27 protein-coding genes and 1 pseudogene are annotated in these 24,878 nt (G+C 55.9%); 16 read left to right on the plus strand and 12 right to left on the minus strand.

Features of this window, described 5'->3' with window-relative positions:
* Window position 1 precedes the first annotated feature (1 nt).
* From EOJ32_RS17390 to EOJ32_RS17425, 8 genes are all read right to left on the minus strand, one after another.
* The gene (locus EOJ32_RS17390) at window positions 2-1,204 is read right to left on the minus strand and encodes a transglycosylase SLT domain-containing protein (RefSeq protein ID WP_164871496.1); all 1,203 of its coding nucleotides are present in this window, start codon (window positions 1,202-1,204) and stop codon (window positions 2-4) included.
* The gene (locus EOJ32_RS17395; protein WP_127899640.1) at window positions 1,191-1,415 is read right to left on the minus strand and encodes a hypothetical protein; all 225 of its coding nucleotides are present in this window, start codon (window positions 1,413-1,415) and stop codon (window positions 1,191-1,193) included. The genes EOJ32_RS17390 and EOJ32_RS17395 overlap by 14 nt, the downstream gene beginning before the upstream one ends.
* Entirely contained in the window at window positions 1,408-3,786 is a 2,379-nt protein-coding gene (locus EOJ32_RS17400) for an ATP-binding protein (RefSeq protein WP_127899641.1), read from the minus strand. The genes EOJ32_RS17395 and EOJ32_RS17400 overlap by 8 nt, the downstream gene beginning before the upstream one ends.
* A complete protein-coding gene (locus EOJ32_RS17405; RefSeq protein ID WP_127899642.1) occupies window positions 3,776-4,054 on the minus strand; it encodes a type IV secretion system protein VirB3 in 279 nt (92 codons plus the stop codon). The genes EOJ32_RS17400 and EOJ32_RS17405 overlap by 11 nt, the downstream gene beginning before the upstream one ends.
* 5 nt (window positions 4,055-4,059) lie before the next feature.
* Window positions 4,060-4,380: a TrbC/VirB2 family protein gene (locus EOJ32_RS17410; RefSeq protein WP_240542572.1), complete on the minus strand. Its 321-nt coding sequence runs from the start codon at window positions 4,378-4,380 to the stop codon at window positions 4,060-4,062.
* Window positions 4,377-4,997 carry a lytic transglycosylase domain-containing protein gene (locus tag EOJ32_RS17415; RefSeq protein WP_127899643.1) on the minus strand — a complete coding sequence of 207 codons (621 nt, stop codon included), beginning with the start codon at window positions 4,995-4,997 and terminating at the stop codon, window positions 4,377-4,379. The genes EOJ32_RS17410 and EOJ32_RS17415 overlap by 4 nt, the downstream gene beginning before the upstream one ends.
* A 567-nt stretch (window positions 4,998-5,564) precedes the next feature.
* Window positions 5,565-6,194, minus strand: a complete 630-nt coding sequence (locus tag EOJ32_RS17420; RefSeq protein WP_127899644.1) for an acyl-homoserine-lactone synthase — start codon at window positions 6,192-6,194, stop codon at window positions 5,565-5,567.
* Window positions 6,160-6,459 (minus strand): hypothetical protein, encoded by a 300-nt coding sequence (locus tag EOJ32_RS17425; RefSeq protein WP_127899645.1) that lies wholly within the window; start codon window positions 6,457-6,459, stop codon window positions 6,160-6,162. Before EOJ32_RS17425 ends, EOJ32_RS17420 begins: the two co-directional genes overlap by 35 nt.
* Before the next feature lie 86 nt (window positions 6,460-6,545).
* Between EOJ32_RS17425 and EOJ32_RS17430 the strand changes: the two genes are divergently transcribed.
* Entirely contained in the window at window positions 6,546-7,166 is a 621-nt protein-coding gene (locus tag EOJ32_RS17430; RefSeq protein ID WP_127899646.1) for an autoinducer binding domain-containing protein, read from the plus strand.
* A 196-nt stretch (window positions 7,167-7,362) separates the two neighbouring features.
* Here the strand turns inward: EOJ32_RS17430 and EOJ32_RS17435 are convergent, their stop codons facing one another.
* A complete protein-coding gene (locus EOJ32_RS17435) occupies window positions 7,363-8,679 on the minus strand; it encodes a site-specific DNA-methyltransferase (protein WP_127899647.1) in 1,317 nt (438 codons plus the stop codon).
* Between the two features lie 93 nt (window positions 8,680-8,772).
* Here EOJ32_RS17435 and EOJ32_RS17440 point away from each other — a divergent pair, with 93 nt between their 5' ends.
* From EOJ32_RS17440 to EOJ32_RS17490, 11 genes and pseudogenes are all read left to right on the plus strand, one after another.
* On the plus strand, window positions 8,773-9,681 hold the full coding sequence (locus EOJ32_RS17440; RefSeq protein WP_127899648.1) for a Dam family site-specific DNA-(adenine-N6)-methyltransferase: 909 nt from the start codon (window positions 8,773-8,775) through the stop codon (window positions 9,679-9,681).
* Entirely contained in the window at window positions 9,678-10,886 is a 1,209-nt protein-coding gene (locus EOJ32_RS17445; RefSeq protein ID WP_240542574.1) for an HNH endonuclease, read from the plus strand. The genes EOJ32_RS17440 and EOJ32_RS17445 overlap by 4 nt, the downstream gene beginning before the upstream one ends.
* A 243-nt stretch (window positions 10,887-11,129) precedes the next feature.
* The gene (locus EOJ32_RS17450; protein ID WP_240542575.1) at window positions 11,130-11,837 is read left to right on the plus strand and encodes a recombinase family protein; all 708 of its coding nucleotides are present in this window, start codon (window positions 11,130-11,132) and stop codon (window positions 11,835-11,837) included.
* Window positions 11,838-12,337: 500 nt separating this feature from the next.
* A complete protein-coding gene (locus tag EOJ32_RS20720; protein ID WP_127899649.1) occupies window positions 12,338-12,736 on the plus strand; it encodes a hypothetical protein in 399 nt (132 codons plus the stop codon).
* A 300-nt stretch (window positions 12,737-13,036) separates the two neighbouring features.
* Window positions 13,037-13,807: a helix-turn-helix domain-containing protein gene (locus EOJ32_RS17460; RefSeq protein ID WP_240542576.1), complete on the plus strand. Its 771-nt coding sequence runs from the start codon at window positions 13,037-13,039 to the stop codon at window positions 13,805-13,807.
* Window positions 13,808-13,996: 189 nt separating this feature from the next.
* Complete coding sequence (locus tag EOJ32_RS17465; RefSeq protein WP_127899650.1) at window positions 13,997-14,467, plus strand: thermonuclease family protein; 471 nt, start codon at window positions 13,997-13,999, stop codon at window positions 14,465-14,467.
* Between the two features lie 61 nt (window positions 14,468-14,528).
* The gene (locus EOJ32_RS17470) at window positions 14,529-14,855 is read left to right on the plus strand and encodes a hypothetical protein (protein ID WP_127899651.1); all 327 of its coding nucleotides are present in this window, start codon (window positions 14,529-14,531) and stop codon (window positions 14,853-14,855) included.
* Between the two features lie 110 nt (window positions 14,856-14,965).
* Window positions 14,966-15,400 (plus strand): LexA family transcriptional regulator, encoded by a 435-nt coding sequence (locus EOJ32_RS17475; protein ID WP_127899652.1) that lies wholly within the window; start codon window positions 14,966-14,968, stop codon window positions 15,398-15,400.
* 10 nt (window positions 15,401-15,410) lie between these two features.
* Window positions 15,411-15,581, plus strand: a pseudogene (locus EOJ32_RS20465) (Y-family DNA polymerase); the annotation flags it as partial.
* A 249-nt stretch (window positions 15,582-15,830) separates the two neighbouring features.
* A complete protein-coding gene (locus EOJ32_RS17485; protein WP_164871497.1) occupies window positions 15,831-16,466 on the plus strand; it encodes a phosphatase PAP2 family protein in 636 nt (211 codons plus the stop codon).
* Window positions 16,467-16,563: 97 nt separating this feature from the next.
* Window positions 16,564-17,256 carry a ferritin-like domain-containing protein gene (locus tag EOJ32_RS17490; RefSeq protein ID WP_127899654.1) on the plus strand — a complete coding sequence of 231 codons (693 nt, stop codon included), beginning with the start codon at window positions 16,564-16,566 and terminating at the stop codon, window positions 17,254-17,256.
* Between the two features lie 77 nt (window positions 17,257-17,333).
* Here EOJ32_RS17490 and EOJ32_RS17495 read toward each other — a convergent pair whose 3' ends face one another.
* Together EOJ32_RS17495 and EOJ32_RS17500 are read right to left on the minus strand one after the other, a co-directional pair.
* A complete protein-coding gene (locus EOJ32_RS17495) occupies window positions 17,334-18,644 on the minus strand; it encodes a sodium:proton antiporter (protein WP_127899655.1) in 1,311 nt (436 codons plus the stop codon).
* A 120-nt stretch (window positions 18,645-18,764) separates the two neighbouring features.
* Window positions 18,765-19,748, minus strand: a complete 984-nt coding sequence (locus EOJ32_RS17500) for a mechanosensitive ion channel family protein (protein WP_045983943.1) — start codon at window positions 19,746-19,748, stop codon at window positions 18,765-18,767.
* A 455-nt stretch (window positions 19,749-20,203) separates the two neighbouring features.
* On the opposite strand from EOJ32_RS17500, the gene EOJ32_RS17505 reads away from it, so the two are divergent.
* From EOJ32_RS17505 to EOJ32_RS17520, 4 genes are all read left to right on the plus strand, one after another.
* Window positions 20,204-21,028, plus strand: a complete 825-nt coding sequence (locus tag EOJ32_RS17505; protein WP_240542577.1) for a PhnA-like protein — start codon at window positions 20,204-20,206, stop codon at window positions 21,026-21,028.
* A 31-nt stretch (window positions 21,029-21,059) separates the two neighbouring features.
* Entirely contained in the window at window positions 21,060-22,361 is a 1,302-nt protein-coding gene (locus tag EOJ32_RS17510; RefSeq protein ID WP_127899656.1) for a YsnF/AvaK domain-containing protein, read from the plus strand.
* Between the two features lie 317 nt (window positions 22,362-22,678).
* Window positions 22,679-23,326, plus strand: coding sequence for a TetR/AcrR family transcriptional regulator (locus EOJ32_RS20185; RefSeq protein WP_164871498.1), 648 nt, complete (start codon window positions 22,679-22,681; stop codon window positions 23,324-23,326).
* Window positions 23,327-23,532: 206 nt separating this feature from the next.
* Window positions 23,533-24,114 carry a histidine phosphatase family protein gene (locus EOJ32_RS17520; RefSeq protein WP_127899657.1) on the plus strand — a complete coding sequence of 194 codons (582 nt, stop codon included), beginning with the start codon at window positions 23,533-23,535 and terminating at the stop codon, window positions 24,112-24,114.
* 75 nt (window positions 24,115-24,189) lie between these two features.
* On the opposite strand, the gene EOJ32_RS17525 is transcribed toward EOJ32_RS17520, so the two are convergent.
* Window positions 24,190-24,693, minus strand: a complete 504-nt coding sequence (locus EOJ32_RS17525; protein WP_127899658.1) for a GAF domain-containing protein — start codon at window positions 24,691-24,693, stop codon at window positions 24,190-24,192.
* Window positions 24,694-24,878 lie beyond the last annotated feature (185 nt).

Below are 24,878 nucleotides of genomic sequence, written 5' to 3' on the forward strand. Positions count from 1 at the left end.
ATTACAATCCCCCTTCAAAATTCATGAATGCGCGTTCCTGCGCAAAGGCAGAAGCAGCCGCGATCTGCTCTGCCGTCATCGGCTTGGAGCGTGTGGCGACGAGGCGCGTCCTGATGACCAGCAGGCGCACAAATTCGGCGCGCACATAGCTGTTCAGGGCCATCGCCTCTGCTGCGTTGGTGGTCTCTCCGATACGGGACATGGCTTCCTCAAGGCGCGCCATCGCCAGCCCCATGTCCTGTCCGGCCTCGTCGGCATATTCCGCCGTGGCCCCGCCGATCATCGCCTTCTCGGCATTGGCCATGTAGCTGGCCTCGATGCTGCCGATTTGGTCGGCCGCGCCAAGCGCCGCCATGTATTCCTGATACTTGGTCGGGATGATCCGGACGTAGTTCTGGGTTTCCTTGAACGGCGGCACGCCGCCATATCTGCGAACATTACCCGCCCCGGCGTTATAGGCGGCCAGTGCCAGGGTCATGTCGCCGTCAAATTCGTTCAGCCGCTGTGCAAGATAACGCGCGCCACCCTCGGCCTGGACATAGGGATCACTTTCATAAGTGTCTCTGATGCCTAGATCACCGGCGGTTTCAGGCATGATCTGGGTCAAGCCATAGGCCCCGGCGGGCGAGCGAGCATGGGGATTGAACCGGCTTTCCTGCCAGATCAGAGCCTGCAACCAGCACCGCCACTGGATCAGCGACAACCCGGCACGCTGCATGTGGTGGGTATCTTGTGCTGCGCGGATGATGATCTGTTCGACGTTCTCACGCTCGCCGCTGAACAGCCTGTCCGCAGCGGCGCTGTTGTCGGTGGCATAGACTTCCGCAGAGGGCGCAAAGCCTTCCTCAAGGCCCCGAACCGTTTCCTCAGCCCCGGCCCCATCATCGGGCAGGGTCATTCCTTGGGTGACGGCCTCCAGCGCCTCGACCTGTTCCCGTTCGGCTTCAACGCGCTTGCGGCCTTCCTCGGCCTTCTGCCGTTGCCGAACGAGGTCCGCTTCAAGCCGCAGGGTGATTTCCGCCTCGCGGGCATTCTTGGCCGGATCGACAACCGGCACACCCTGGGCCATCGCCGTGCTGGACAGCATCAGGGCAAGAACAGGGACCGCCAGAGCCACCGCAAAGCTGCCCGCAGTCCCTTGCTCGATCCTTGACGTCTCGCGCGGGCCTTTCGCGGGCAGGGAGCGAAGATCACCGTTGCGCATAGGGACCGTCCTCGACCGCACCCTCATACACGCCCACCTGGCGCACGGCGTCCTGTCGCGCCTCGCCCCACAGTTCTTCCAAGGGTCGAAGATCGCAGGTCAGGTCGCCCCGCGCGTTAAAGCACTTGCTGCTGACCGGCTTCGATTGGGTGCCAGCGCAGGCAGACAGGGCCAGGGACGCCAAAACGGCGCAGAGAGCATGCTTACGCATTCTCAAATCCTTTCCAAAAATCAGGGCGGGTCCGGTAGTCCGCGCCGACCAGCGCCTCACCGGCCTTCATGCCGCCGAGGATGGTCAAGAGCGGACCAAGGGCCGAAAGATCGGTATCAATGACATGCGAGCCGTCATCCGACCGCAGCAGGGCGATCCGCGAACCGGGATTCACGCCCATGAGGATTTCCAGCTCTTTCTGGTTCAGCGGCAGCCCGGCATAGTCCTCGGCACTGGCGTCCTTGTTCGGCAGCAGCATCTTCGTAGGCAGCGCCTGCATCAGGGTCCGGCCATGCGCGGAGGCTTGGAGCTGATGCGCAAACTGCGTCATCATCACGACGACCGTGTTCTGCTTGCGCGCCGTGACCAGCCAGTTTTCGATGCGGCCCGCAAAGTAGCTGTTGTCCAGCGCCTTCCAGGCTTCATCAATGATGATGATCGTGGGGCGCTTGTCCTCGATCTGCCGCTCGATGCGCCGGAAGATGTAGGACAGGACCGCCATGCGGGCTTTTTGATTTTCGCTGTCCAGAATGTCCGTCAGGTCGAAGCCGACAAACTGGCCGTCCAGCGAGAAGGTATCCTCGACCTCGCGCCCGAAAATCCAGCCGAAGCGGTTTCCCTCGGTCCACTCGTTCAGCCGTTCCGCCAGCGCGCCCCCGTCATGGGTGGCCCCGACCAGCTGTGCAAACTGCGTCCAGGTCCGCAGGTTGGGGTTTCGCGCCTCGGCGTTCTGGCGCACGGCATCGCGCACCGCGCGAGACTGTTCCGGGTGGAGCTGGCTATGGCCGGTTTCCATCAGGTGAATGAGCCAATCGCTCAGCCATTCCTGTCCCGACGTGTCCGTTTCGATCCAAAGAGGATTGAGGCCGGTGCGTTCGCCAGCCTTCAGTTCGGAATACCGGCCGCCCAAGGCGCGCACGGCCATTTCCATGCCCCGGCGATAGTCGAAGACAAAGACCCGCGCGCCGACCCGTTGCGCTTGTGCGGCCAGAAATGCCGCCTGCACGGATTTGCCCGACCCCATGCGGCCAAGGACCAGCGTGTGACCGTTGCTCGGTTCCTTTTTCGGATCGCCTTCCTCATGGAAGTTGAAGCGGTAGGCGCTGCGTGAAATCGTCGGAAACCACGTGATCGGCGTGCCCCAGGGCACATTCTCACCGCTCTTGCCCATGGCTGCGCGATGCAGCGCCGCGAAGTCGGCAAACTGTTCATTGGTGATCGCGCCTTCGCGGATGCGGAAAGCACGGTTGCAGGGATGCTGGCCGAAATAGACGGTGCGGGCCGTATAGCCCTGCGCGATCATCTTGACGCCCGCGCCTACGGCGATGTTGCGGATCATCGAGCTGATCTTTGCCAACTCCGCTTCGCTGTCGGCATAGACGGCGACCGCCATCTGATGCTGTCCGAAAGAAATCTCACCGGAAGCCAGACGGTTTTGCGCCTGTTGCACTGCCTCGATCAGGTTGGCGGCCTTGTCGTTGATCGCGGCGCGGCGGCGCAGTTCCCGCGCGATCCGCTCTTCCATGATGCCGCTGTTGACCGGAACATAATAGTTCGACACCACCATATCGACGGGCAGGTCCAGTTCATCGAACATGGTCACGAAGGACTCGCGCGGAAACTCCTTGATCGAGTAGATCATGCCCACCCGATCCGGCAGGCTGCCCCCGGTCAGGTATATCTTGTCGCCCTTGAAGGTGACGCGCGTGTTGCTGACGGTTTCCGCGATGGCCCGGTCCAGCGACGTGTGAAATGTCGGCACCTCGATCCCGGTATTGATGCTTTCGAGAAAGCCGAGCAGTTCACCGCTGGATGCGGTCAGCACTTGCGGGTTCATGCCTGACAAAGCCGAGCAGAGAAATTCCACGACCTCTTGCAGCTGGGCCACCTGGCCGTCGATCTGCCGGGCGAGCGCGTCCTGAGACTGTCGCTGCGTGAACGGGATCTTCGACAGCACGTCAGGCCGCTTGATGACGGTGATGGTGATGGTGTGTTCGCGCAGGTTGGCGCGGCCCATATGGGCCTGCCAACGCTGGTCGATCTGCGCCGCAAGCCCATCATCCGCGACGGGCGGAAGGGCCGTGTCGATGCGGCGCGATACCTTGTGAACGGTATAGGCAAACTTGTCGCCGGTCTGGGCGATGATGCTGGCGAAGATGTCCTTCATCCGGTCCAACTTTTCATCAGCGACGGTCAGGCTGTTCAGCCCGGAGACGCGGATGCACTGGAACAGCTCATTGCCCCTGGTGCGGATGGTCAGGTCGTCGATCAGCGAGACATAGGGCAGCATGGAAGCCACCGATTGTTCCCGGCTGGCCCATGCGGGCAGGGCATCGAGGGCAGCAGGCCCGATCCGAAGATTACGGTTCATAGCTATCAGCACCCCATTGGTCGCGGTTTTTGGTTCGGCGGGTTTTTTTGCTCACGACCGTGACCACATCGAAGAAATGCGGGTCCCATTCGGCGGCAATCCAAAGGGCCGGATAGGACAGGGCCGTGAATATGAGGGTCCAGAAACTCTGGACCCACACAAAGGCCATGACGGACCCCACCATCCAGATCACGGCATAGAACATCGGAAGACCCAGGACGCGGGCCGGGCGAATGAGGCCGAGGAACAGGGGGGACCGTTTGACCATGGCGATTACTGAGCACCCCACATCGAGTTCACGATGACGCTGGCGCCGGCGACGATGGCGATGCCCGCGACGACATAGACGACAGTGCGGAAATCGACATAGCCCATCAGCCAGGCCACACCGATGCCGATCACGGCCAGCGTTGCCATGGCCCGGCCAAGCGGTCCGGTCAGGGTGGTGGCAATGCCGGTCAGAATGCTTGTGATGGGGCTAAGGTTGATCTGCCCTTGTGCCATGGCTGGCTCGGTCATCAGCATGAAAAGGCCGATGGCCAGCAAGGCAAAGAGTAGCAGGTTGAGTGCCGAAACCGGCATTGATTTGGTCATAAGGTATCTCCGTTCAATCGGGTAAAGACGGCCATCACCTTGCGGACGTGACCTTGGGTTTCGCGGTAGGGCGGAATGCCCCCGTGGCGCGAAACAGCTTCGGGGCCAGCGTTATAGCCAGCCAGTGCCAGCTCCATTGATCCAAAACGATCAAGAAGAAGGAGCAGGTATCGTGCAGAACCGTCGAGGTTCTGGTGCATGTCATGGGGGTTCACGCCGAGCGTCGCGGCGGTGGCTGGCATCAGCTGGCCGAGGCCGATAGCCCCGACATGGCTCCGCGCCCGAGGGTTATAGGCACTCTCGATTTCAATATTGGCACGGTAGAAATGCCGCCATTCCATGACTGACATTCCGGCTTTGCGCAGGGCGACGTGGCCGCCGTAGCGCATTGCGGTCTGGTCAATTGCGTTGAGGATTTCTTCGCTTCCGGAAACTGCACGCGGCGCGACAAAACCGCTTTCCGGTTCTGCAAGAAACGACATGGAGTCTTGGGAAGGGGAGGCCGGGCGTTCAGCCTCTGGAATTATCGGCTGCCCGCCTGATCCGAAATGACGGGCAAAGCCGTTGCTCTGCTCTCTGAATTGAAATGTTCCATCGGAGCCGGGCACGAGAACCATGCCCTGTGCGAGAGATGGGTTTGCGTTAAGTGTCAGCCCCCCCCACAGGCATACAGCGACCGTCGCTATATATTTCAATTATCAGTCCCTTTTCCGAAGGAAAGGCAATCGTCGGCAGTCCCCAGCTAATAAGCTTGGCGATTACCCCGACGGCCGATCGAACTATTTCTGTTTGTCGTGTCAGCTTGAATACGAGTGGCTGGCGCGTCTTTCGGTCCTTTGAAACAATTTCAAAGCTCCATTCTCCAACAGTGGAGGTGCCCTTTTTGGTAACGGACGAAAGACACTCAATAACAACCGATCCGCCTTCATCGATGACGTCCCGAACTTCATCTGTGACTATCACTGGCGATTTTGCTCTGTTCATTTGCGGCCCCTGAACTTGGTCGAGAGCCTTGTGCACTATCCTTAGTTTCGCTGCACCAACTTCTGTTCTTCCTACAATAGAACTATAACAGTAACATTTATATATCAACAAGAACAATTTTTGTTTTTACTAGACATTATTGTAGTGCATTCGCCCGGCTAAACCGGTTTGATGCAGCATCCGTGGTTGAAAGGTGAAATTTAACCTAGATTACGCACTGGGCACTCGAAGACCTGGAACGATCCTTCCGAGTTGCTGGCAATAGGACCTAGCTGCTTCACCGGCCATGACAGGGAATTGGCCATGCGCTGAAAGGCAGGCGACCCTAAGAACAGGACGGTATCGGCCCCTTCCTCACCCAAGAACGTATTGATCTTGGCAAGAATCATGCGGGACACATCCTTTGATCCTGTGACAACCATACGGGTGATTTCCCATACCTTTTCATTCATCGGCGGCACTGCATGGCACAGCTCCCGTGGCAAGCCGGGCAGCACGCCCAAGCAGGCGTCGCGGATCATATAGCTGTACTGAATGTGGCCGGTGCCGCTGATCTGGTCGGTGCGCCGCAGTCTCGCCCCACCAACAACGACACCGTTGAGTGTCGCTACAACATAGATCGTGTTGAAAGAGTCGTACTGCTCGAACTCCAGATCTTCGGCGTGAAACAACGGCCATTCCAGGCGGTCCACAAAAACCTGCTTTCGCAGTTTCAGGTACTCATTGACCAGGTGCCACCTGTCCAAGTCTTCCGGGCAACGGATGACTTCGACCTGATAGCCGTTGCGGGCTGCATCACTGAACATGCGGCTTGGCTGCATCTTGACCATTGTTGCCTACCTCAAAAACTTCGGTCGAACCGATGAACAGGCGGATGCCTTCGGGCGTCACAGCCCACACGCCCTTGTTCGACAGCTTCACAGTGACTTCCTGCCCTTCCTGAAGGTGGGCGAACATCGACAGCAGGTTCTGCGCCATGTCGATGGTGAAATTGGCTTCCGCCGCTATCACTACACCCCTTGGCCGAATCATTTTTGTTAGGTCAGCCATCTGTCCCCCCCTGTGGCTTTCCGCCGATTTGCTCTGGATCAGCATTAGACCATCGTTTCGCGGTTGACACGGGACTAGCTTTTTCGACAGGTCTTTAAGACAGTTTACACGGAAGGCTTGACATTTACGCCATGCTAGAAATTGCAATTCCTAATCACGAAGCTGAGCTTTCTCAGCTAGAAGCCATTGGCACGTCAGGATTTTTCCTCGGCTTTGGGCTTCGTTTTGGTCAGCCTGACTTCTTCTTAAACCGCTACCCAAAGGCATGGACGGACATCTACGAAGAGGAGAACTATTTCTTTGGTGATCCTGTTGCTGTCTGGACCATCGCTCGGGAGGGATCGATGCGATGGTCACAGTGCGGCTTTCCGGACCTTCGCGGCATTCTCAAGCATGCGGCAGACTTTGGATTGGTGTACGGGGCTACGTTCGTAACCAAGATTGGGTCGAAACGCTCGTTCTTATCTATTGCTAGGCATGATCGAGAGCTGACCGATGATGAAATGAACCTCTTGATGGTCAAGATCGAGTCATGGGCGCATTTGTTCACCCGTGCTCGTGTCGCTCTATCCGATACTGAACTCGAAGCGCTCAAGCTCATGCACAGCGGCCTCAGGCAGAGTGAAGCAGCCGACATACTGCAGATCAGTGTATCAGGCCTTAAGGCACGCCTCGATAGCGCTCAAAAGAAATTGGGCGTCCGTAACACTACGAGCGCAGTAAGCCAAGCAGTCCGCATGAACCTTATTTAAAGGTGAAAAACAATATAGTGTATAGAAAATAGATTATCTGTACTCGACCAAAAGCACAAAAAATTCCCCAGATAGAAATATAATAACTATCTGGGGTTGATACATAATATTGATACAGCGATCATTTTTAATTAACACAACAGATCTATTATGTCAGAGAAAGCAGCAGCTATGAGATATGCCTCATGCCGAGTTATCAGACAGCAGTGGCAAGAAAATTCTTGGTTTTAGGGTGTTCAATCATACTGATGATTTTGTGTAGTTGCTTCTGGGACAGCGACTTGCCAAGCCGTGGGGGGACGTAAGTTACCTCGAATTTTCCACCGCCAACCCAACCTAATTGCTCAGTAATACCAAATGGGTCCAAACCATTCACAACCGCCTGTAGCCGTGGAAGAGTAAACTGCGATACGGTCCGCTCGCTACGCTCAACCAAAAGCCATCTACGCCCCATTTTTTGTGCGACCGATGCCGTTGTTCCGCTTCCTCCAAACAAGTCTACTACTAAGTCTCCAGGATTAGTAGAGATATGAATAATTCTTTCTAATAACTCTTCTGGTTTGGGAGTATCAAAAACAGAAAATTCAGGGAAAAGGGACAGCAAATGGCGCTTTGCGTCATCATTAGTACCTGTTTCGGAACTTCCCCAAATTGTGAACGGCACTAAACCACGAAGTTGGCTACTGAAAATCTTTATGCGAGGAGAGCCAGCTCCACCTTTAGGAAACCAAATTTTACCCTCAGAAAGAAGGCGCCGGTAAGTTATTTCAGTGGCATACCAAGACCTCCCTCTAGGTGGCGTTAAAACTTCACCAGAAGGAGTCTTGATTTCGTACTGCTGAGCAGCGCGAAATCCCGGGGCCGTAAATGGAGCATCTGTCCACGGCCCGCGAGGATCATTGTCACGATTCTTTAGTTCAGCATAATCTTTTTTAATTAAGTTTCTTGAAAGCTTCCATTTTTTTGCACCATTTGGAGCGTAGACAAGTATTGTATCGTGATTATTTGAAAACGCTGATCGAGACTCTCGCGTAGTTCTCTTTTGCCAAATAACTGATGCTACGAACGCACCGTCCCCAAAAACCTCATCCATGACTAAGCGAGCATGATGTACTTCGCTATCATCCAAATGAACCCAGACACTAGCATCTGATGTTAAATGTGGCTTGAGCAATGTTAACCGGTCTCGAAGCATACTTAGCCACATAGATCGATTTAAAGAATCGCCATAGCAGCGCACATCAGCGTTAGTGTTAAAAGGCGGATCTATATAAACGAGACGGATTCCACCCTCGAGAAAACTCGTATGGGAAGTTATTGCTGCCAAAACGTCAAGACCGTCACCAACAGCCAACAGATTCGATGACCCACAGGCCTGTCCAGGAGTCATCATCATCAGTTGTGGGGGTTGTTCAAGTAGCTTGCTGGAAGGGTCGATCCACTCGTAAGCAGTCGCTCCCGACGCCAAGAGCGCCAGCCGCTTGTTCTTCCATTCCAAAGTTACTTCTGCCATGTAGCCCCATAAGTTGGCAGGTATAGCTGCCGTAAAGTGCCTGTCGGCGCGTTGCCTGCGTTCGTCGCAGCCTCAAGTTAAGTGTAAGATCAAATGAGCAGAAGTGCCAGCAAGGTTGCGCAAGATGAGCTTTTTTTGACCGGAAAAAATGTCGCGCTCAGAAAGCCCTTCGTAAGGTGGGTGGGAGGAAAAACGAGGCTATTGCCACGCATAATCCCCCATATGCCGAACTCAATTAAAAACTACTACGAACCGTTCTTGGGGGGAGGAGCGGTATACCTTGCCTGTAGAAATATAATAACGGGAACGGCCTATTTGTCCGATCTGAATGAACATCTTATATCAGCTTGGGCGGCCATTAGGGATAATCCTCAGGAATTAAAACCATATCTTGATTTTCATTTAGCTAATGATAGCAAGGAATATTATTATAAAGTACGATCGTCAGTGCCCTCTTCCGAACTAGAAAAGGCCGCGCGATTTCTTTACTTAAATGGAGTATCATGGAACCATTTGTGGAGAGAGAACTCTAAAACAGGCGCTATGAATGCCCCATGGGGAGATCGTTCCTTTAGAGGTTTCAGCCTCGATGAGCTGAATGAAATTTCTCGAATATTGCAGAACACAATTATAACAAGTTTGGATTTTAGGAAGGTTGTATCATCAGCTGGAAAAGGAGACTTCGTTTACTTTGACCCGCCATATTTGCCGATATTTTCAAATCCTTGCGTTGAAAAGGAGCCTACAGCTAAATTTAACAAATACACTGCTAAAACTTTTGAGCTACCAGATCTTATAGATTTATCAAAACTATGCGACGAGCTAAGTAGGCGGGGTGTTCATTGGATAATGTCAAATAGAGATACTGAAGGTATCAGAGACTTATTTTCAAAACATCAGATCGTCGCCTTTACGACACACCGGGCTTTGGCGGCACAAAGCGGCCGCGAGGTTGAAGCTCATAAGTCTCCTGAGGCCATTGTGGTTGGAAGAACAGAATGATTTATAAGAAGGTTGAGTGGCTCTTAGTTGTCTATTATGGGAAGTCTGCGCACCGTGCTACATACGGGCGTTTATCAGGTAGAACTTATACAAAAGACTATATTCAGCTTTCAAGAAAATCCGATTTTATCAGTGACCTTGAAGAGGCATTTCCTGAAATATCCGGAACGACATCCTCTATTCCGATTTCATTTCAATGGCCGTCTGGCTCAGCGACGGGAAAACTGTTTCGCCGATCTGCTGACAGGCCTCATCTTTCGTGGGGAACTAACAGCGCGCCGCCTCCGTGGAAGATGTCATTAAATTCAGGTCCTCTGTCAGCGGAAACAATATTAGGCAACCCTGATCAGACAACTGCTTCTAATGCAGATGCTGAATTTGCAAAAATATCATCCTCAAAATTTGGACAACCTTACTTGATTGCGGTAAAAATAAAGGGCGAGCCAAGAATCTTACATCTTCGAGTCCTTATTGATAAACCGACCGCGGAATTTGAGTGGGCATCTTTAGATAAGGCACCAGAGGTGGTTAAAGCGGTAGCTTTTCAAACCAGTCAAAACTCGGCACTTGCGTGGAAGTTATTTTCGGAAAGCGATACGAGTATGGGTCTTTATTTTGATCCTAGTGAGAAAGTTAAGCCGTGGTCGAATACACCGTTCGGTCACCAAATATCAGAGAACGAAGCTCCGCTGTTTGATCATAAATCGCACTCCCTGGGGCTAGATAGTGATACATCTGCCGAGTCGCTTCCATTCTCAAAAGAAGAAGTTTTGGCTTTCGAAGAGCTCATTGATCAGCAATCATATGCTGTAGCTAACTCTACTGCGACAGTTAAAACGCGTGGCAGTGCACAACGGGCATTTGCCAACGCTGTTAAGAGAAACTACCGTAATACTTGCGCACTGACTGGAATAAAAACTCGCGAATTTTTGATAGCATCGCATATTGTTCCGTGGAGTCTCGATGAGAGTATCCGTTTAGATCCTTCCAATGGTATTTGCCTTTCTTTACTTGTAGATAAGGCCTTTGAAAACGGCTTTATAAATATAAATGATGACCTTACTGTTTCAGTTGATTTTGCCAAGTTAGGAAAGGACAATAAGCTCATAGATATATTCAAAGATCTAGACGGCTCTAAAATTAGCCTCCCTGTTTCCAATCCACCCAAAGTGGAATATTTGAAGAGACGACGGAGCCTTAAATAAGGTGATTAAATAAACCATTTTTTTGAAATTATTTTGCCTGTGCTTATGTCTTCTTAGGATTGCTTTTTCACCTTTCGCGGAGATTGAATCCCTCAGCGGCTCCAGCTGAGGCAATAGAGGTAATGTCAAGCTATATATGTACTTTGGCTAATAGTTCTATCCTATTAGCCAAAAATTGCATTAGGCTTCCTTTATTTTTAGCTAGTTGGCAGAAGAGCCGATCATTAGCTGTTTGACGGATCAATGACCTCTTCTGCCCTGTGTTCAAAATCGATCGTTTGCGCAACAGCGTCAAACATGTTGCAAAAGCCGTCGCAAAGGCGAATTTTGCGACATGCCCAATATGGGCTGGCTTTTGCAACATCGGAGAGGCAGGCGATGGCGGTAGTGGGCTATTCCAGGGTATCGACCAGCGGTCAGGATCATCGTCTGCAACTCGATGCTCTAAAGGCAGCAGGGTGCGACTATGTTGTCTCAGAGGTTGGAAGCGGAGCAGACGAGAACGCCCGGCCACAGTTGCAGCGCCTGCTATCCACCCTTTCCAGTGATGACACTCTAGTTGTCTGGCGGCTGGACAGGTTAGCGCGGAGCGTCAAAGAGCTGATCGCAATTGCCAACGAGCTTGCCGAGCGGAAGGTTCGCTTGCGGTCCCTGAATGAACAGATCGACACGACCACCCCGCAGGGCAGGATGATGTTTCATGTCTTTGCGATGATCGCACAGTTTGAGCGTGACCTGATCGCAGAAAGGACGCGGGCAGGTCTGGAGGCCGCGCGCGCCAGTGGCCGGATTATAGGACGCCGACGCTTACTAGCGCCTGCCCAGATTGCCCAGGCCCAAACATGGTTGACGTCCAGGCAAATGACACAAGCTCAGGCCGCCAAGGCTCTTGGGGTCAGTCGCGCTACCCTCATACGAGCCCTTGCCACTAATACAGACGCAGCAGTGTGATGGGCATGGCTGCAATCATAGCAATTTTGCAGCTGGCGGGTTCTGTACCCATCGCCACGGCGCCACAGCCACTCCACCTGTGCGCACCACCTGCCGATCCGATTGAGGACGAGTATGCACGTGCCCGCCACGGCTTAGACCCAGAAGATGAATACGTAAGATATTTCAATGATTTAAACGCATACCTTGTGTGCCTACAGAAGTCTCAGGCCGACATCCTCGATAAAGGAAGATTTTGGCATGAAAGATACCAAGAACAGTTCATGCGAAACTAAAACGGTTGCATAACAACAATAATTGTATTTTATGTTGAGCGAACTTAGATCATCTTCGCGACGAGAGGATTTACGATGAAGCTAAATATTCTCGCTGCCGCAGCCTGTGCCGCGGCGCTAGTGTCTGCGCCAAAAGCGCATGCGTATCCTATCGACTGCGCGATCTTGCTCTGCTTGGCTGGTGGCTTTCCTACGTCTGCCGAATGCACAGCCGCTAGGATTGAGATGATCCGGCGCGTGACGCCTTGGCCTGTCGAGCCGCCGTTGCAGCTTTGGAATTGTCCTTTGCGTGCCAGCGGCCTACCGCCTCTACCCAACGAGGGGCGTGATGGTCTGACGGACGAGATTAGAAGTTATCGCGACGGCATTGAGGTCTATCACGTCAACTATCGCGTTCAGCGAAACAGCGGTGGCGTTGAGGTCTTCGACTCGACGCAACGCGGCTTCTACGACGAGAACGGCGACTTCCATTGGACCAGCGTCCGCCTACAGGACACGCCGTCTTGGGTCCGTAGTCGAGCTGGTTTTCAAGGCGGAGAGCACACTGGAACACGGCGCGGCATTGCTATGCGAACCACGGACTACAGTGGTCAGATTTCTGAAGTTATCTGGGAGACTTACTGATGGTTGTAGTTGACCGCCGACCCGCACACTATGAATTGCCGCACCTGTCCCTCTCGCGTAGGCTGTGCGGCAAAATGCCCGCAAAGGGAGGGACGAGCAGAATCAGATAAAACCACCAGCCCAAAGGAAAACCCCCCCGCGCGGGGGTCCGCACGAGGGGGCTTGGGTTTGGTAACACAGGTTTGGCGACCTGAATTAGCAGCACTTTCACCTGCTATAGTTATCCTCCCACTCCCGAAAATCAAGAGCAAAAGCGCATCTGTGCGAACGGATACGGCTTGCCTGCGGACACCGCGCTTCTTGATCGAGGAGCAGCAGATGAATACCGGAGAGGCCGCAGAACGCGGCAGTTTTTTCAGGCGCATAGACGGCGTTATTGATGGCGCGCGCGCAGACGGCAGTGCGGAAGATCGCAGACCGATCCGTCGCAATTCACTTCGCAAAGGATCATGCGAGGGATCATTTTGGCGCGGTACGTCGCGTCAAGACGTGCAGAAATTCCTTATGGCAGCTCGACACTATGAGCGGGCCAACAAGGAGCCTGGCAAGCGGAACGGTCCCCTTGGAGGCGTGGCATTGGAGGTCCTGGCGCTGTTTGCCAATCTGGTGAACTTCAAGTCGGGCCGACTGGACCCGTCCCTTGATTACATCACTGACAAGCTGTGCCGGTCGCGTGACGCGGTTGTCCGGGCGCTGAAGGCGCTGCGTGAACACGGCTTTCTGGATTGGCTGCGCCGCTTTGAGCCTGCCCCGAACGAGGGCCGGGGGCCGCAGGTCCGACAGGTCAGTAATGCCTATCGACTGTCCGCCCCTAAGCGCGCCCTTGCGCTTCTTGGTCGGTGGGCTGGCCGTCCAGCTACGCCGGATGATGAACAAGTAGGTCGTGAGGATCGCTCCGCTATGGAAGCGGAGCATGTAAAGACGCTCGACCTTGCTGGACTGGCAGCCTTCAAGATCGAGGACTCCAATCTTGCAAAGGCTTTGGCCGCGATGGGTAAGGCCATTGATTTACGCGAGTCTGCCAAGCGGACTGAATACCAATCTACCTCTTATTCTTATGCAAGATCATGACGCAGATGGGGCCAGGCGGACGTTTTATGCCCCTACGGCGCATCGAGGAAGCGGAGGAAGGATGGGACGGTGGCAACGCATGCGCGTCTAATCAACCGGAAGCCCTAGCAGCACTGTTGCATGGCTGTGAATAACAGCCTGTTGCGGCCGGTCAGCCCTACAGGAATGTCTCAAGGAAGGAAGCGCCGGATGAATAGGTTTTTCTTAGTCGCTGTCCTGTGCTGCTCCGTAGCAGGACCAGGCTTAGCCAACAGCATTGCCGGGCAGGCCAGCGTCATCGACGGAGACACAATTGAAATTCATGGCGAGCGGATCAGGCTGGTATCCATGGACGCGCCTGAATCACGGCAACCCTGTTTTGACCGCCAAGGCCGGGCATGGCGCTGCGGTCAGCAGGCGGCACTAGCTCTTTCAGACTTCATCGCCCGCAGACCCGTAACTTGCCAATCACAGGGCAAGGACCGCTACCGCCGTATCCTCGGAGACTGTGCCGTAGCCAATATCAGCCTTTCGGGATGGATGATCGAGAACGGTTGGGCGGTGCCCTACTATGACCGCGACGACAGGCACGAAGCAGGAGCTGATCGCGCTAAGGTAGCGCGGCGGGGGATCTGGGCAGGAACATTCGAGCTTCCGAAGGATTGGCGTAGAGGAAACTGACTAATTGACACAGGTAAGGTTTCCATGACCTGTTGCGCAGCTTTCAAGACGGGAGGAAGCGATGAGAGAGAACCTTATGCTGTTCATGCCTGTGCTGCCCCCACCTGGGACGAAAGGCTTTTTGGTTCTGGAGCATCTGACAGCTATTGAGCTGGAGGATCGCGGTCAGCAAACAATGTCTGACAGTGTTATCAGGCTCAGCCTCTGCGACACTAGAGACGGGGAAAACCCGGTTCCAGTCTATGAGCTTCTGCTTTCCGAGGACGAAACCCACAACCCTATCGAAGCCCATAACCGCATCAGGACCTGGGCGGCGGGCTTCATGCTTGGTGCACGCTACGCGGGTGAAACCATCGGCTTGAACATTAAGCCCATGCAGACAATCTGACAGCAGTACGGGCCCCACGTTAAGCCTAAGAGCTAACTTTTATGATCTGTCCTTGACGCCGCAGGGGGTGTTCGGGTTATGGCTGGTGTTCCCGTATTGTTCTAATAGTCATGACCCTGCACCTCAGCCCTATCAAGATCACGCTCGTAGACCGGCATGTGCCCTTGGCATCCATGCCGGTTCCGGCCGGTTTTCCGTCACCCGCCGCGGATGATCTTGAGGATACGATCGACCCGATCAAGTGGGTGGTGCGGCATGAGCATGCGACCTTCTGGTGGCGCGTGTCCGGCGACAGCCTGGAGGCCGAGGGCATCCTGGACGGCGACCTGATCGCCGTGGATCGCGCGGGTAAGCGCCGCCATGGCCGCATCGTCGTCGCGGTGGTCGATGGCGCCATTACCGTCAAGAAGCTCGCCAAGCGCGATGGTGTCTGGTTTCTCGATCCGCGCGCCCGTGCGGATGGCTATGCCACAATCCCGGTCACGGAGACGGCCGAGATATGGGGGGTTGTCGCCGGCGTCGTCCGCCGCCTGCCCATCGAATAGGGCAGGCCCGGTGGAGCAATCCGACCGCCCCATTGCGCTGATCGACTGCAACAATTTCTATGTCAGCTGCGAGCGCGTGTTTGATGTGTCGTTGCGCGGCATCCCCGTCATTGTCCTGTCGAACAATGACGGCTGCGCCGTCGCCCGCAGCGATGATTATGTGGAATTAAACGTGAGAGTTCTGATTTGATGCAAACGCCTCGCGATGGAAAAGCATGATCCGGGCGGGCAAAGACCTCCGCCATCGTAGCCCGCCTGGATCATGCGTCAGAACAACGGTTGATGAACCTTCATCACGCAAGAATCTGCGAGGGACAATAACCCCTGCTTCTCGCGCTACATCTTTTATTGCCGGAACTAGGGATGGAAATATCTGCTTTCAGATCATCGCCGCATGACCGGCGCAAGATCAGCAAGAAAGCGATCAGCAATGAACCCGAACAGCCAAAATAATGATCCGTCGTCTGACGTCGCCTCCACAGTCGAAGAAGCGGACAAGGAAGTTGCACGCTCTGCTGCGCGCCACCGCCATCATCCAGTGGTCAAAACACTCGGTACTGCCAGCGAAATTGCTGATCAGATCCCGCTGTCGATCGTCTGTGCCGCAATGATCGGGGCAGGGGCGATTACCCATCGACCACAGATGACGCAGGTCGGCCTCAAGATGATGGCCGCTCATGTTCTTGCAAACTCTGTCAAACGGATCATCAAGAACAATTTCAAGCGGACACGCCCGAAAGTCATGATCGAAGAGCAGACCTATGAATGCGAGGCGGGTGAAAGCGAAGGCGGACACGACACTTCGTTTCCGTCCGGTCACACTGCCGGAGCCGTGGCTGTGGCCACCGTCATGGCGCGTGATCTGCCGCAGACAGCCGTTCCGGCCCTGGCAGTTGCTGCGATGATTGCCGGGATTCAGGTGCCCCGCGGTAAGCATTATCCCATTGATGTTGCAGCCGGCGCTGTCCTCGGTCTGGCCGCCGCGTGCGCCGCTCACGCCTTTTGGCCTCAGGGCCGGGAAACCCGAAAACCAACAGCGGAACATTCGCGATTGGCTGCCCGATAACAAATGCCGCGCTGCCATGGGAACAGCCGCCTAAACACCGGCATTTCAGCAGGCAATTCCACAATTATCCAACCAACACGCGATAGAGAACCTGATCATGGCAAAAGAGAAAAAGGCTGCTGACGAGACGTCGACCAAGGCAAAGGAAAAAGCGTCGAAATCGAGCAAAGCTGCACGTGGGAAAGCCGAAAAAGCCAGCGCTGAAACACGTGCGAAGCGCTCCCAGACCATCGCTGCCAAAGCGGCCTCCGCCAAGGCATCAAAGCAGGCCAGCGAGACGAAGGGTTTGGCTGATCTCTTCGAACATGCGCTGGCGGATATGTATTACGCCGAGAAGAAGATCTACAAATCCCTTCCCAAGATGATCAAGGCGGCCAATCACCCGGACCTGGTTGAGGCCCTGACCCAGCACCGCGAGGAGACGGCCGGGCAGATCGAGGGTCTGGAGGCGATCTTTGCGCTTTTGGGCAAGCGCGCCAAAGCCGAGAAATGCAACGCCATCGATGGCATCCTCGAAGAGAGCGAGAGCCTGCTTGAAGATTTTGGAGGAACTGCCGCTGGCGATGCAGCCATCATCTTCAGCTGCCAGGCCGTCGAGCATTACGAGATCACCCGCTACGGCTCCATGAGCGCCTTTGCGGATGCTCTCGGCTTGGACGAGGCGAAGGCCCATCTCGAGACCATTCTGGACCAGGAGAGCGCTGCAGACAGCAAGCTCTCAGAACTCGCCGAGGACACGATCAACGACGCCGCTGCGGAATACGACGAGGACGAGTCTGAGCACGCATAAGGTTCTTCCATCGTAACAACTAGCAAGGGCCCCTTAAGGGGCCCTTTTTTATCTGCGTCGCGTTGCTGCCGCATGTGTCAGGCAGCAGGCCCCTGAAAGCCCGGTGGGGGCACGGCATCATCCGCATCAGGGTCACGACCGTGCGTGAGGTCCAGTCGCCTCATGATCGGGGTCACTGTGAGGCCGTGCATGATGATGGACAGCAGCACCACGAGCCCCACGATAGCCCATAGACGCGCGGCATGGGTCAAATCGTCGATGTGGTTGAGGCCGTAAGCCAGATAATAGAACGAACCGATCCCGCGGATCCCGAAGAACGAGATGGTCAAGCGTTCGCCGAGCGTCGCCTTCGTGCCACCGAGGCCGATCATTCCGGTCACGGGGCGAATGATCAAAAGGATGAGCAGCGCGCCTGCGATGTCCACCGGGCGAAGGGCTGCCAACAGTCCATTGGCCAGTGCACCTCCGAACATGAGGAGCAGAATCATCATCGCGATCCGTTCGACCTGCTCTGTCAGATCGTGCATGTCCGTATGAAAATCGTGATCCCGATGAGCCTGACGGAAGGTCAACGCTGTGACGAACACCGATAGAAACCCGTAGGAGTGGAGGGTCTCGGTGAAGCCGTAGGAGATAAATGTCGCGGCAAGCGCGATCAGCCCGTCACCAGTCTGGGCCAGTTTGCTCTCGGCAGGAATGTGGAATGTGATCCACCCGAAGAGCTTGCCAATCAGATAGCCGCCCAGGACACCGATACCGATTTCCCACAGGACATTGTAGCTCAGCCAGTCCCAGAGCCAGGGCTCCTGTGTCACGGCCGCTGCTGACAGGACGATGGCCAGGTGGACGAAGGGAAAAGCGGCACCGTCATTAATGCCGGCCTCCGAGGTCAGCGCGAAACGGACCTCATCTTCCTCACCCGACTTTGGCGGACCGACCTGGACGTCCGAGGCCAGCACCGGATCCGTCGGGGCAAGCACGGCACCGAGCAGAAGGGCCATGGTCCACGGCAGGGCAAGCCATGTCCCACCCAGAAGTGCGATGAGCGCGATCCCCAGGGGGAGGGTCAGGAAAATGAGCCTCCAGGTGATCATCCATGACCGAAGTCCGAGGACCCGGTCGATCTTCAGACCTGCCCCCATGAGCGCGATGATCACCACGAACTCGGAGAACCGTTCGGCGATCTCGGGATACTTCAGAGGCGAGGGGTCGAACCGTAGCCCAGGAACCAGCCCCAGCCCGACCCCGATGAGAATACACACGATCGGAAGCGACAGGGGCAGGCGGCGAAGCACCAGCGGCAGCCATGCCACGAGGGCGATAAGCACTCCGAATGCCATCAGGACAAGGATATAGGGATCAGGCGCTTCAGACAGTTTCTCTAGCATCGGTCTGCTCTTGCAATTCTTGAGCCAATCTTGGCTTTTGGACAAAACAACATGTGTGGATCATTCAGAGAGACGGGGTGAATCCCGCCTCATCAGGAAAATTTCATCATGGAGACCTTATCAGTCTGACCTGGACGATTGGTTTTCCCTCGATGCCTCCTTCGCGGCATCGAACCGGGAGCGCGGGACATCGCCTCTGCCGGCAGGCCACCCCTCGCGCTGTCTTTTGCGATCACCGTCGGTGTCTTCTGTCTGGTCGTGCCAAAGATGCACCTGCGTCGGATAGGGCATATCGATCCCGGCGCCGTTGAGCGCCTTGAAGGCCGCCAGGATGACCCGGCCTTGGGTATGGATGACGCTGGCGCGATCAGGCTTCGTCCACCAGCGCAGACGAATGGTGTTCTGATAAGCGTCGATACCGACGGGAAATGCTTCGGGGGACGGATCGGCGAGAACGCCTTCAGTCGACGCCGCGGCCTCGACCATCAGCTGCATCGCCTTGTCCCAGTCATCGCTGGCGCCGATCCCGACATCATATTCCGACCGCCGGAAGTCGAACGCCGTGTTGACCGTGAACGTCCCCGTGTAGATCTGAGAGTTTGGAATGACGACGCGCCGTCCGTCGTAGGTCTTGATGTATGTCGCCCGCGTCTCGATGTCTTCGACGGTTCCCTCAAAGCCGTTGACCACGATCTGATCGCCGACACGAAAAGGCTGTCGCAGAAGGATCAGGATACCGGAGAGCAGGTTCTGCAGAATATCCTTGAACGCAAAGCCGATGGCCACCGAGCCGATCCCCAGTCCTGATAGAAGGTCTCCGGGGCGGAGCGAGGGAAGAACGATCGTCGCGGCCAGAAGCAGGGCCAGGATCATGATTGACCACCGCACCAGGGCGGAGCCGACATTGGCAAGTGCGGGCCTGCCGCGATACCTCAACGTCCGACTGACGCTATAACTGAATGCGCGAGCGACGACGTAGAGGACCAGCAGGAGAAGGACGGCGCTGATCAGATTGGGTGTCAGCCGAATGAGTCCCTCGGTCCAGGCCTCGAGTTTCGTCACGATCGGTCCAAGCCCGCCGTCTGCATCAAGCAGTTCGTCCATGCCGTTCCGGGTCCTTTGAGATGCTAAGGCGATAATCCTCGCCTCTCCGGTGAATGCGACCGGTCGCCGGAAGAACAGTGTTGCGCCAGAATAGTTCAGGCTCTGAGCGCCGAAAAACGTACCGCCTTAAAGGTTCGACTTTTTTTTCGGCAAACCGCTCAATATGCCTTTTGTTATTGGAACATCCTAAAGCCATCTTGGTTAACAAGCCATGAAGGGACGAATGCGCTTATCGTACCCTGAACGGGCCGTCATTTTATCCTCGCGCAATGTAAATGGTTTTTACTTGGTTTGTAATTCGTATTTGGCGGCCTAACCATCCTCTGACATCCATGAAAAAGCGAGAATGCAGTATGGCTCAAACCTCAGATACGAGATCAGGATATTCCTCTGATAGTGGGACGTCTGATATCTCAATGAGCGCGGTGACGCCTGCGGAGGATGCCCGTTCGGTGATGATCAATCAGGTCTCCTGGGGGGCGATCTTTGCAGGTGCTGTCATCGCCGTTTCCGCACAGGTCGTCTTGAACATGGTGGGCGTCGGTGTGGGCGCGGCGACGCTCGACCCCAGCACCGGTGACAATCCGACAGCCGGCGCGTTTGGGATCGGTGCAGGGATCTGGTTTGCCATCTCTACCATCCTGGCAGCTCTGTTGGGTGGTGTGGCTGCAGGTCGTCTGTCGGGCAAACCCAAACCGTCCACAGCCGGATGGCATGGTCTTACGGCTTGGGCCATTTCCACGATCTTCGTAATCTACCTGATCGGCTCCAGCGTCACGAGCCTTGTCGGCGGTGCGGTCGGTACGGTTGGAAACGTTGTGGGAGGTGCCGCCAGCACCGCGGGTTCCGTCGTCGGCTCGGCCATTCCCAACGATCCGTTCACGGCGATTGAAGAGCGGATCCGCGGTTCCGTGCCCGCCGATGCCGATCCGGAAGCTGCTCGTGATGCGGCCATCGCCGCAGTGCGTACCGCGCTGACCGGAACCGAAGCTGAAGCCGAACAGGCCCGCCGTCAGGCGGCTCAGGCACTGTCCCAGGCACAAGGTATTCCCGTTCCCGAAGCCCAGCAGCAGATCGAGGAGTATCAAGCGCAGTTCACCGAAGCCGTGAATACGGCTCAGGCTGCTGCGACGGAGGCTGCTGACACGGCCACGAAGGCTGCCACGCGTGGTGCTCTTCTGGCAGCCGTCGTGTTGATCCTGGGTGCCTTGGCCGGATGGTTCGGTGGGCGGATGGGCGTCGTCGAGCCCGTCGTCACGGCTCGTCGCCGCACTATCTGACCCATTCGTCGATAAGAACAGGATCTTTCCCATGAAGAGTCAGTCAGTTGAGACGACTTCTGTGCAAACCATCGCTCTCGCAGAGGAGCGCGCGAAGATCATCATCAACGACGTGGTCACGGGAAAGGTCACGGTCCGCGCGACGACATCCTCTGACGTCCATCAGGAAGTTGTCGATCTCGCAAGGACCGAGACAGTGATCGAACGAATGGCGGTGAACCGCATGCTGGAGAAGGGCGAACCAGCCCCCCAACCCCGCTACGAGGGTGACACGTATGTGGTTCCCGTCATTGAAGAAGTCGCAGTGACCGAAATCCGCCTTCTGGTGAAGGAGGAGCTTCATATTCGGTCCATCACGTCGATCGATACCAAGAGCATCGACGTCGAGCTGCGAAAACAGACTGCCACCATCGAACGAACCGGTCCCAACGCAGTGTTCGGGACCCTTACCAGGAGCAGAGAAATGTCTTTCACCGACGATATGTCTACCGAGCGTAACAGCCAGCAGATCACCGCTTTCTTCGACACTCAGAAGGAGGCTGCCAACGCGGTACGCCGCATCGAAGCCGAAGGCCTGTCCTCCTCGAAGGTCGATATCGTCGCAGGCCGTGACACGACTGCAACGTCAACCACGACCGCTCGTGACGAGGACCGGGGCTTCTTTGAAGCCCTCGGAGATTTCTTCATGCCCGACGAGGACAAGCATACCTATGCTGAAGGCTTGAATCGCGGCGGATACCTGGTGTCGGTGCAGACCACTGCGGCCAACCGGGATCGGATCATCGACATCCTCGATGACGAGGGGACGATCGACATGGACCAACGCGAGACCGAATGGCGCAACGAAGGCTGGGATGGCGGTGCAGCGGCCCTTGCCGCACGCAGCACCGCAGGTGTGGCACCTACCGCACCTTATGATACCCCAGCTATGGGCGCCGATGAGGGCACCATCGAGGTCATGAAGGAGAACCTGCGCGTCGGGAAGCGGGAAACCGATCATGGCCGTGTGCGCATCCGGTCCTATGTCGTCGAGACCCCTGTCGAAGAGCAGGTGACGCTGCGCGATGAAACTGTCCACGTCACGCGGCGTCCCGTCGACCGCGCGGTAAATCCCGGCGATGGCATCTTCGCCGAGCGAACCGTTGAGGCCACAGAGCGTCACGAAGAGGCTGTCGTGTCCAAGGAAGCCCGTGTCGTCGAGGAGATCAGCCTGGAGACGGAAGCCAGTGAACGCACCGAGACCGTCCGGGACACGCTGCGCCATACCGAAGTCGAGATCGATGACGAGCGCGTGGCTGGAGATAGCGCTGCTCGTCCCGCCAAGGATCTCTAATCAGCTGGCGATTATGTCGCACTGACTGATTGATCAGAAAATGAGAGGGGTAGCACGAGCTACCCCTCTCAACTTCAGGAAGAGCCTATTGAAAAACCCTTCGGCAATATGATCTGCACCTGAGGCGCGTGTGATCGATCCCGTATTGAAACCTGTCCTCGCCAGCAGTGAGATGATCATCGCATATGATTTTTTAAAATGGACGCAAGCGAAACTCTGCCGTTTTAAAAATTCATGCCGGTAATCTTTGCCATTCAGGCATTTCAGACGTGATCAGGCGTCATCATGTGCATTGCCCCAAAGCTTTAAGGATGACGATGACGACCGAAGAAAAACTAAAACGGACGATGAAGCCGGGTCGGAAACTTGAACAGGTTCGTGACGGTGCTGCGGTCGTGTTTCTTCGTGACGGATATTCCGGGGCCAGTGTCGACGATATCTCGCGAGAGGCGCAGGTCTCGAAAGCGACGCTGTACAGCTATTTTCCGGATAAATCGGTGATGTTTCGGGAGGTCGTGCGGGCAGCAATCGCTGATATTCCCAGCCAGGTGTCATTCGAGCAGTTTCGGAATGGCAAGGCCGACAAGGCACTTCCGAAGGTGCTGACAGCTTTGGTGGAATGGGCCTCGAGCAAACCCAGTCTCAGCTTGCTACGGCTCATGACGGCAGAAGCGCTCCGCTTTCCGCAAGATGCAGCCGAGTATGAGCGAGCGGTTCATATTTGCATCACAAACCCGCTTGCCGAAATGATCGACGGCTGGATCAAGTTGGGGCAGATCAAGGCCCATGACTTTGATTTCTCGGCGCGTCAGCTCGTGGCGATGGTTGCGGGACAAATTCAGCAAGATGCCTTGTTTACCGGCTCGGTACCGACCAAGGCGAAGCGAGAAGAGATCGTGCTTGGAGCAACGCGTCTCTTTCTGTCTGCATATGCAATGCCGCTCGAGGAGGCCGCTGCGACCTGAGGACAGTGAAGGTTGGGGCTGACACAGCTCAATGTCGCGTCTCTGCCGATCCTGGAGGAGCGACGGTTGCGGTCATAGCCCTGTTCCGCCGCTGACGCCAGCGTGCGGCACCTCACAACGGGTAGGATGCCAACTCATCATCGCTCTTGACCGGGCGGCCTTGCGGGACGACAGTCGATCAGTCGCATGAGCCCAAGGGGTTTGTCATGGCGCCGGCTGTCCGCTACCTTACACACCCCCAGATCTTGATCGAACCCACCAAAGACAGCCGATCCTGGTCCTTGAATTCGACTGGCGCATTGCGTGTCGCACGACTGGCGTCCCGGCAGAGTTGCCTGCAATTCACGCGCCACATCGTTTCCAGTCCGGAAAAGACGGCCATGGAAACCGCTACCCCTCTGGCGCAAGCTCTGGGTCTCGTTGTCGATATCCGTGAAAACATGCGCGAGCATGATCGATCCTCGACCGGCTTTCTCAGCAAGCGCGAACTCGAACAGGCTTCTTCGGCATACTTTTCTCAGCCTGAAAGAAGCGTGCGGGGTTGGGAGGCGGCTTCAGCCGCACAGCGGAGGATCATGTCGGAGGTTGACGCTTGCCTGGACAGAGACCTCCTTGGTGATGTCCTCATCGTGGGCCACGGCGGCGTGGGCGCTTTGCTGTATTGCGGCCTGTCAGGCCACGCCATCGACCGGGATCATGTGCAGGACATGGGAGGAGGGGTTTGGTTTGAGTTCGACAGCATCCTGCGTCTACCTCTAAAAGGCTGGCGACCCATGGAAGCGCTTTGATTTCAAACGTTAGGAGACTTAGCGGTCAATGCGCTCTGCCCCCCGCGTTGAACCGTTTGGAACTTGAGTGTTCGGCTAACACTCCCTGTCGGTGGCACGATCCGGTGCTCCGAAGAGCCGTGTCCCGACACCCACAGACTGTGCCAGCACCATGGTCAGATCTTCCTGCCCAAGGTCGGGCCTTGCATGGCGACTAAGAAAACAGAACATTCCGAAGACGCTGCCATCGGCCCGCCTGACCGGCACGGACAGATGACTGCCGATCGGGATCATCTGCGTGATCGGTAGATCGGTCGCGATGGCGTGCTGGCTGGTATCGGTGATCAAGCTGGGCAGACCGCCATCCAGGATGTGCTTGCAGTAGACTTCTCGCAGATCCATGCTCTGGCTCGGGCGGATCATCGCCTCGAGGCCAGGCGCACTGACCGCCCGAAAAACCGCCCGTTCCTGCACGAATTCGGAGAGATAGGCGACTTCCATTCCCAGTGTCTCGCGCACGGTATCAAGCGTATTCTGAATTGCCGCACTGTCGGCAGGGCTGGCGGAAAGAGCGGACAGTGGTGTGGGCTCTTGTGGCATGGCGATCCTCGTGGTGAGCGTTACGAGATCATCATACGTGAGGCGCGCAATTTCATCGCACGCAAAGCATGATGCATTCTAGATATCCAGGGATATGTCGCCACGGGGGCTGATTAGCACGGGGAACAAGTTCCAGACCGAAATCTTGCGTCCGGTCATCACGCCGCGGTGCAATGCTTCATCAC

This window comes from Paracoccus sp. Arc7-R13 (genome assembly GCF_004010775.1).
GTDB classification, from domain to species: Bacteria; Pseudomonadota; Alphaproteobacteria; order Rhodobacterales; family Rhodobacteraceae; genus Paracoccus; species Paracoccus marcusii.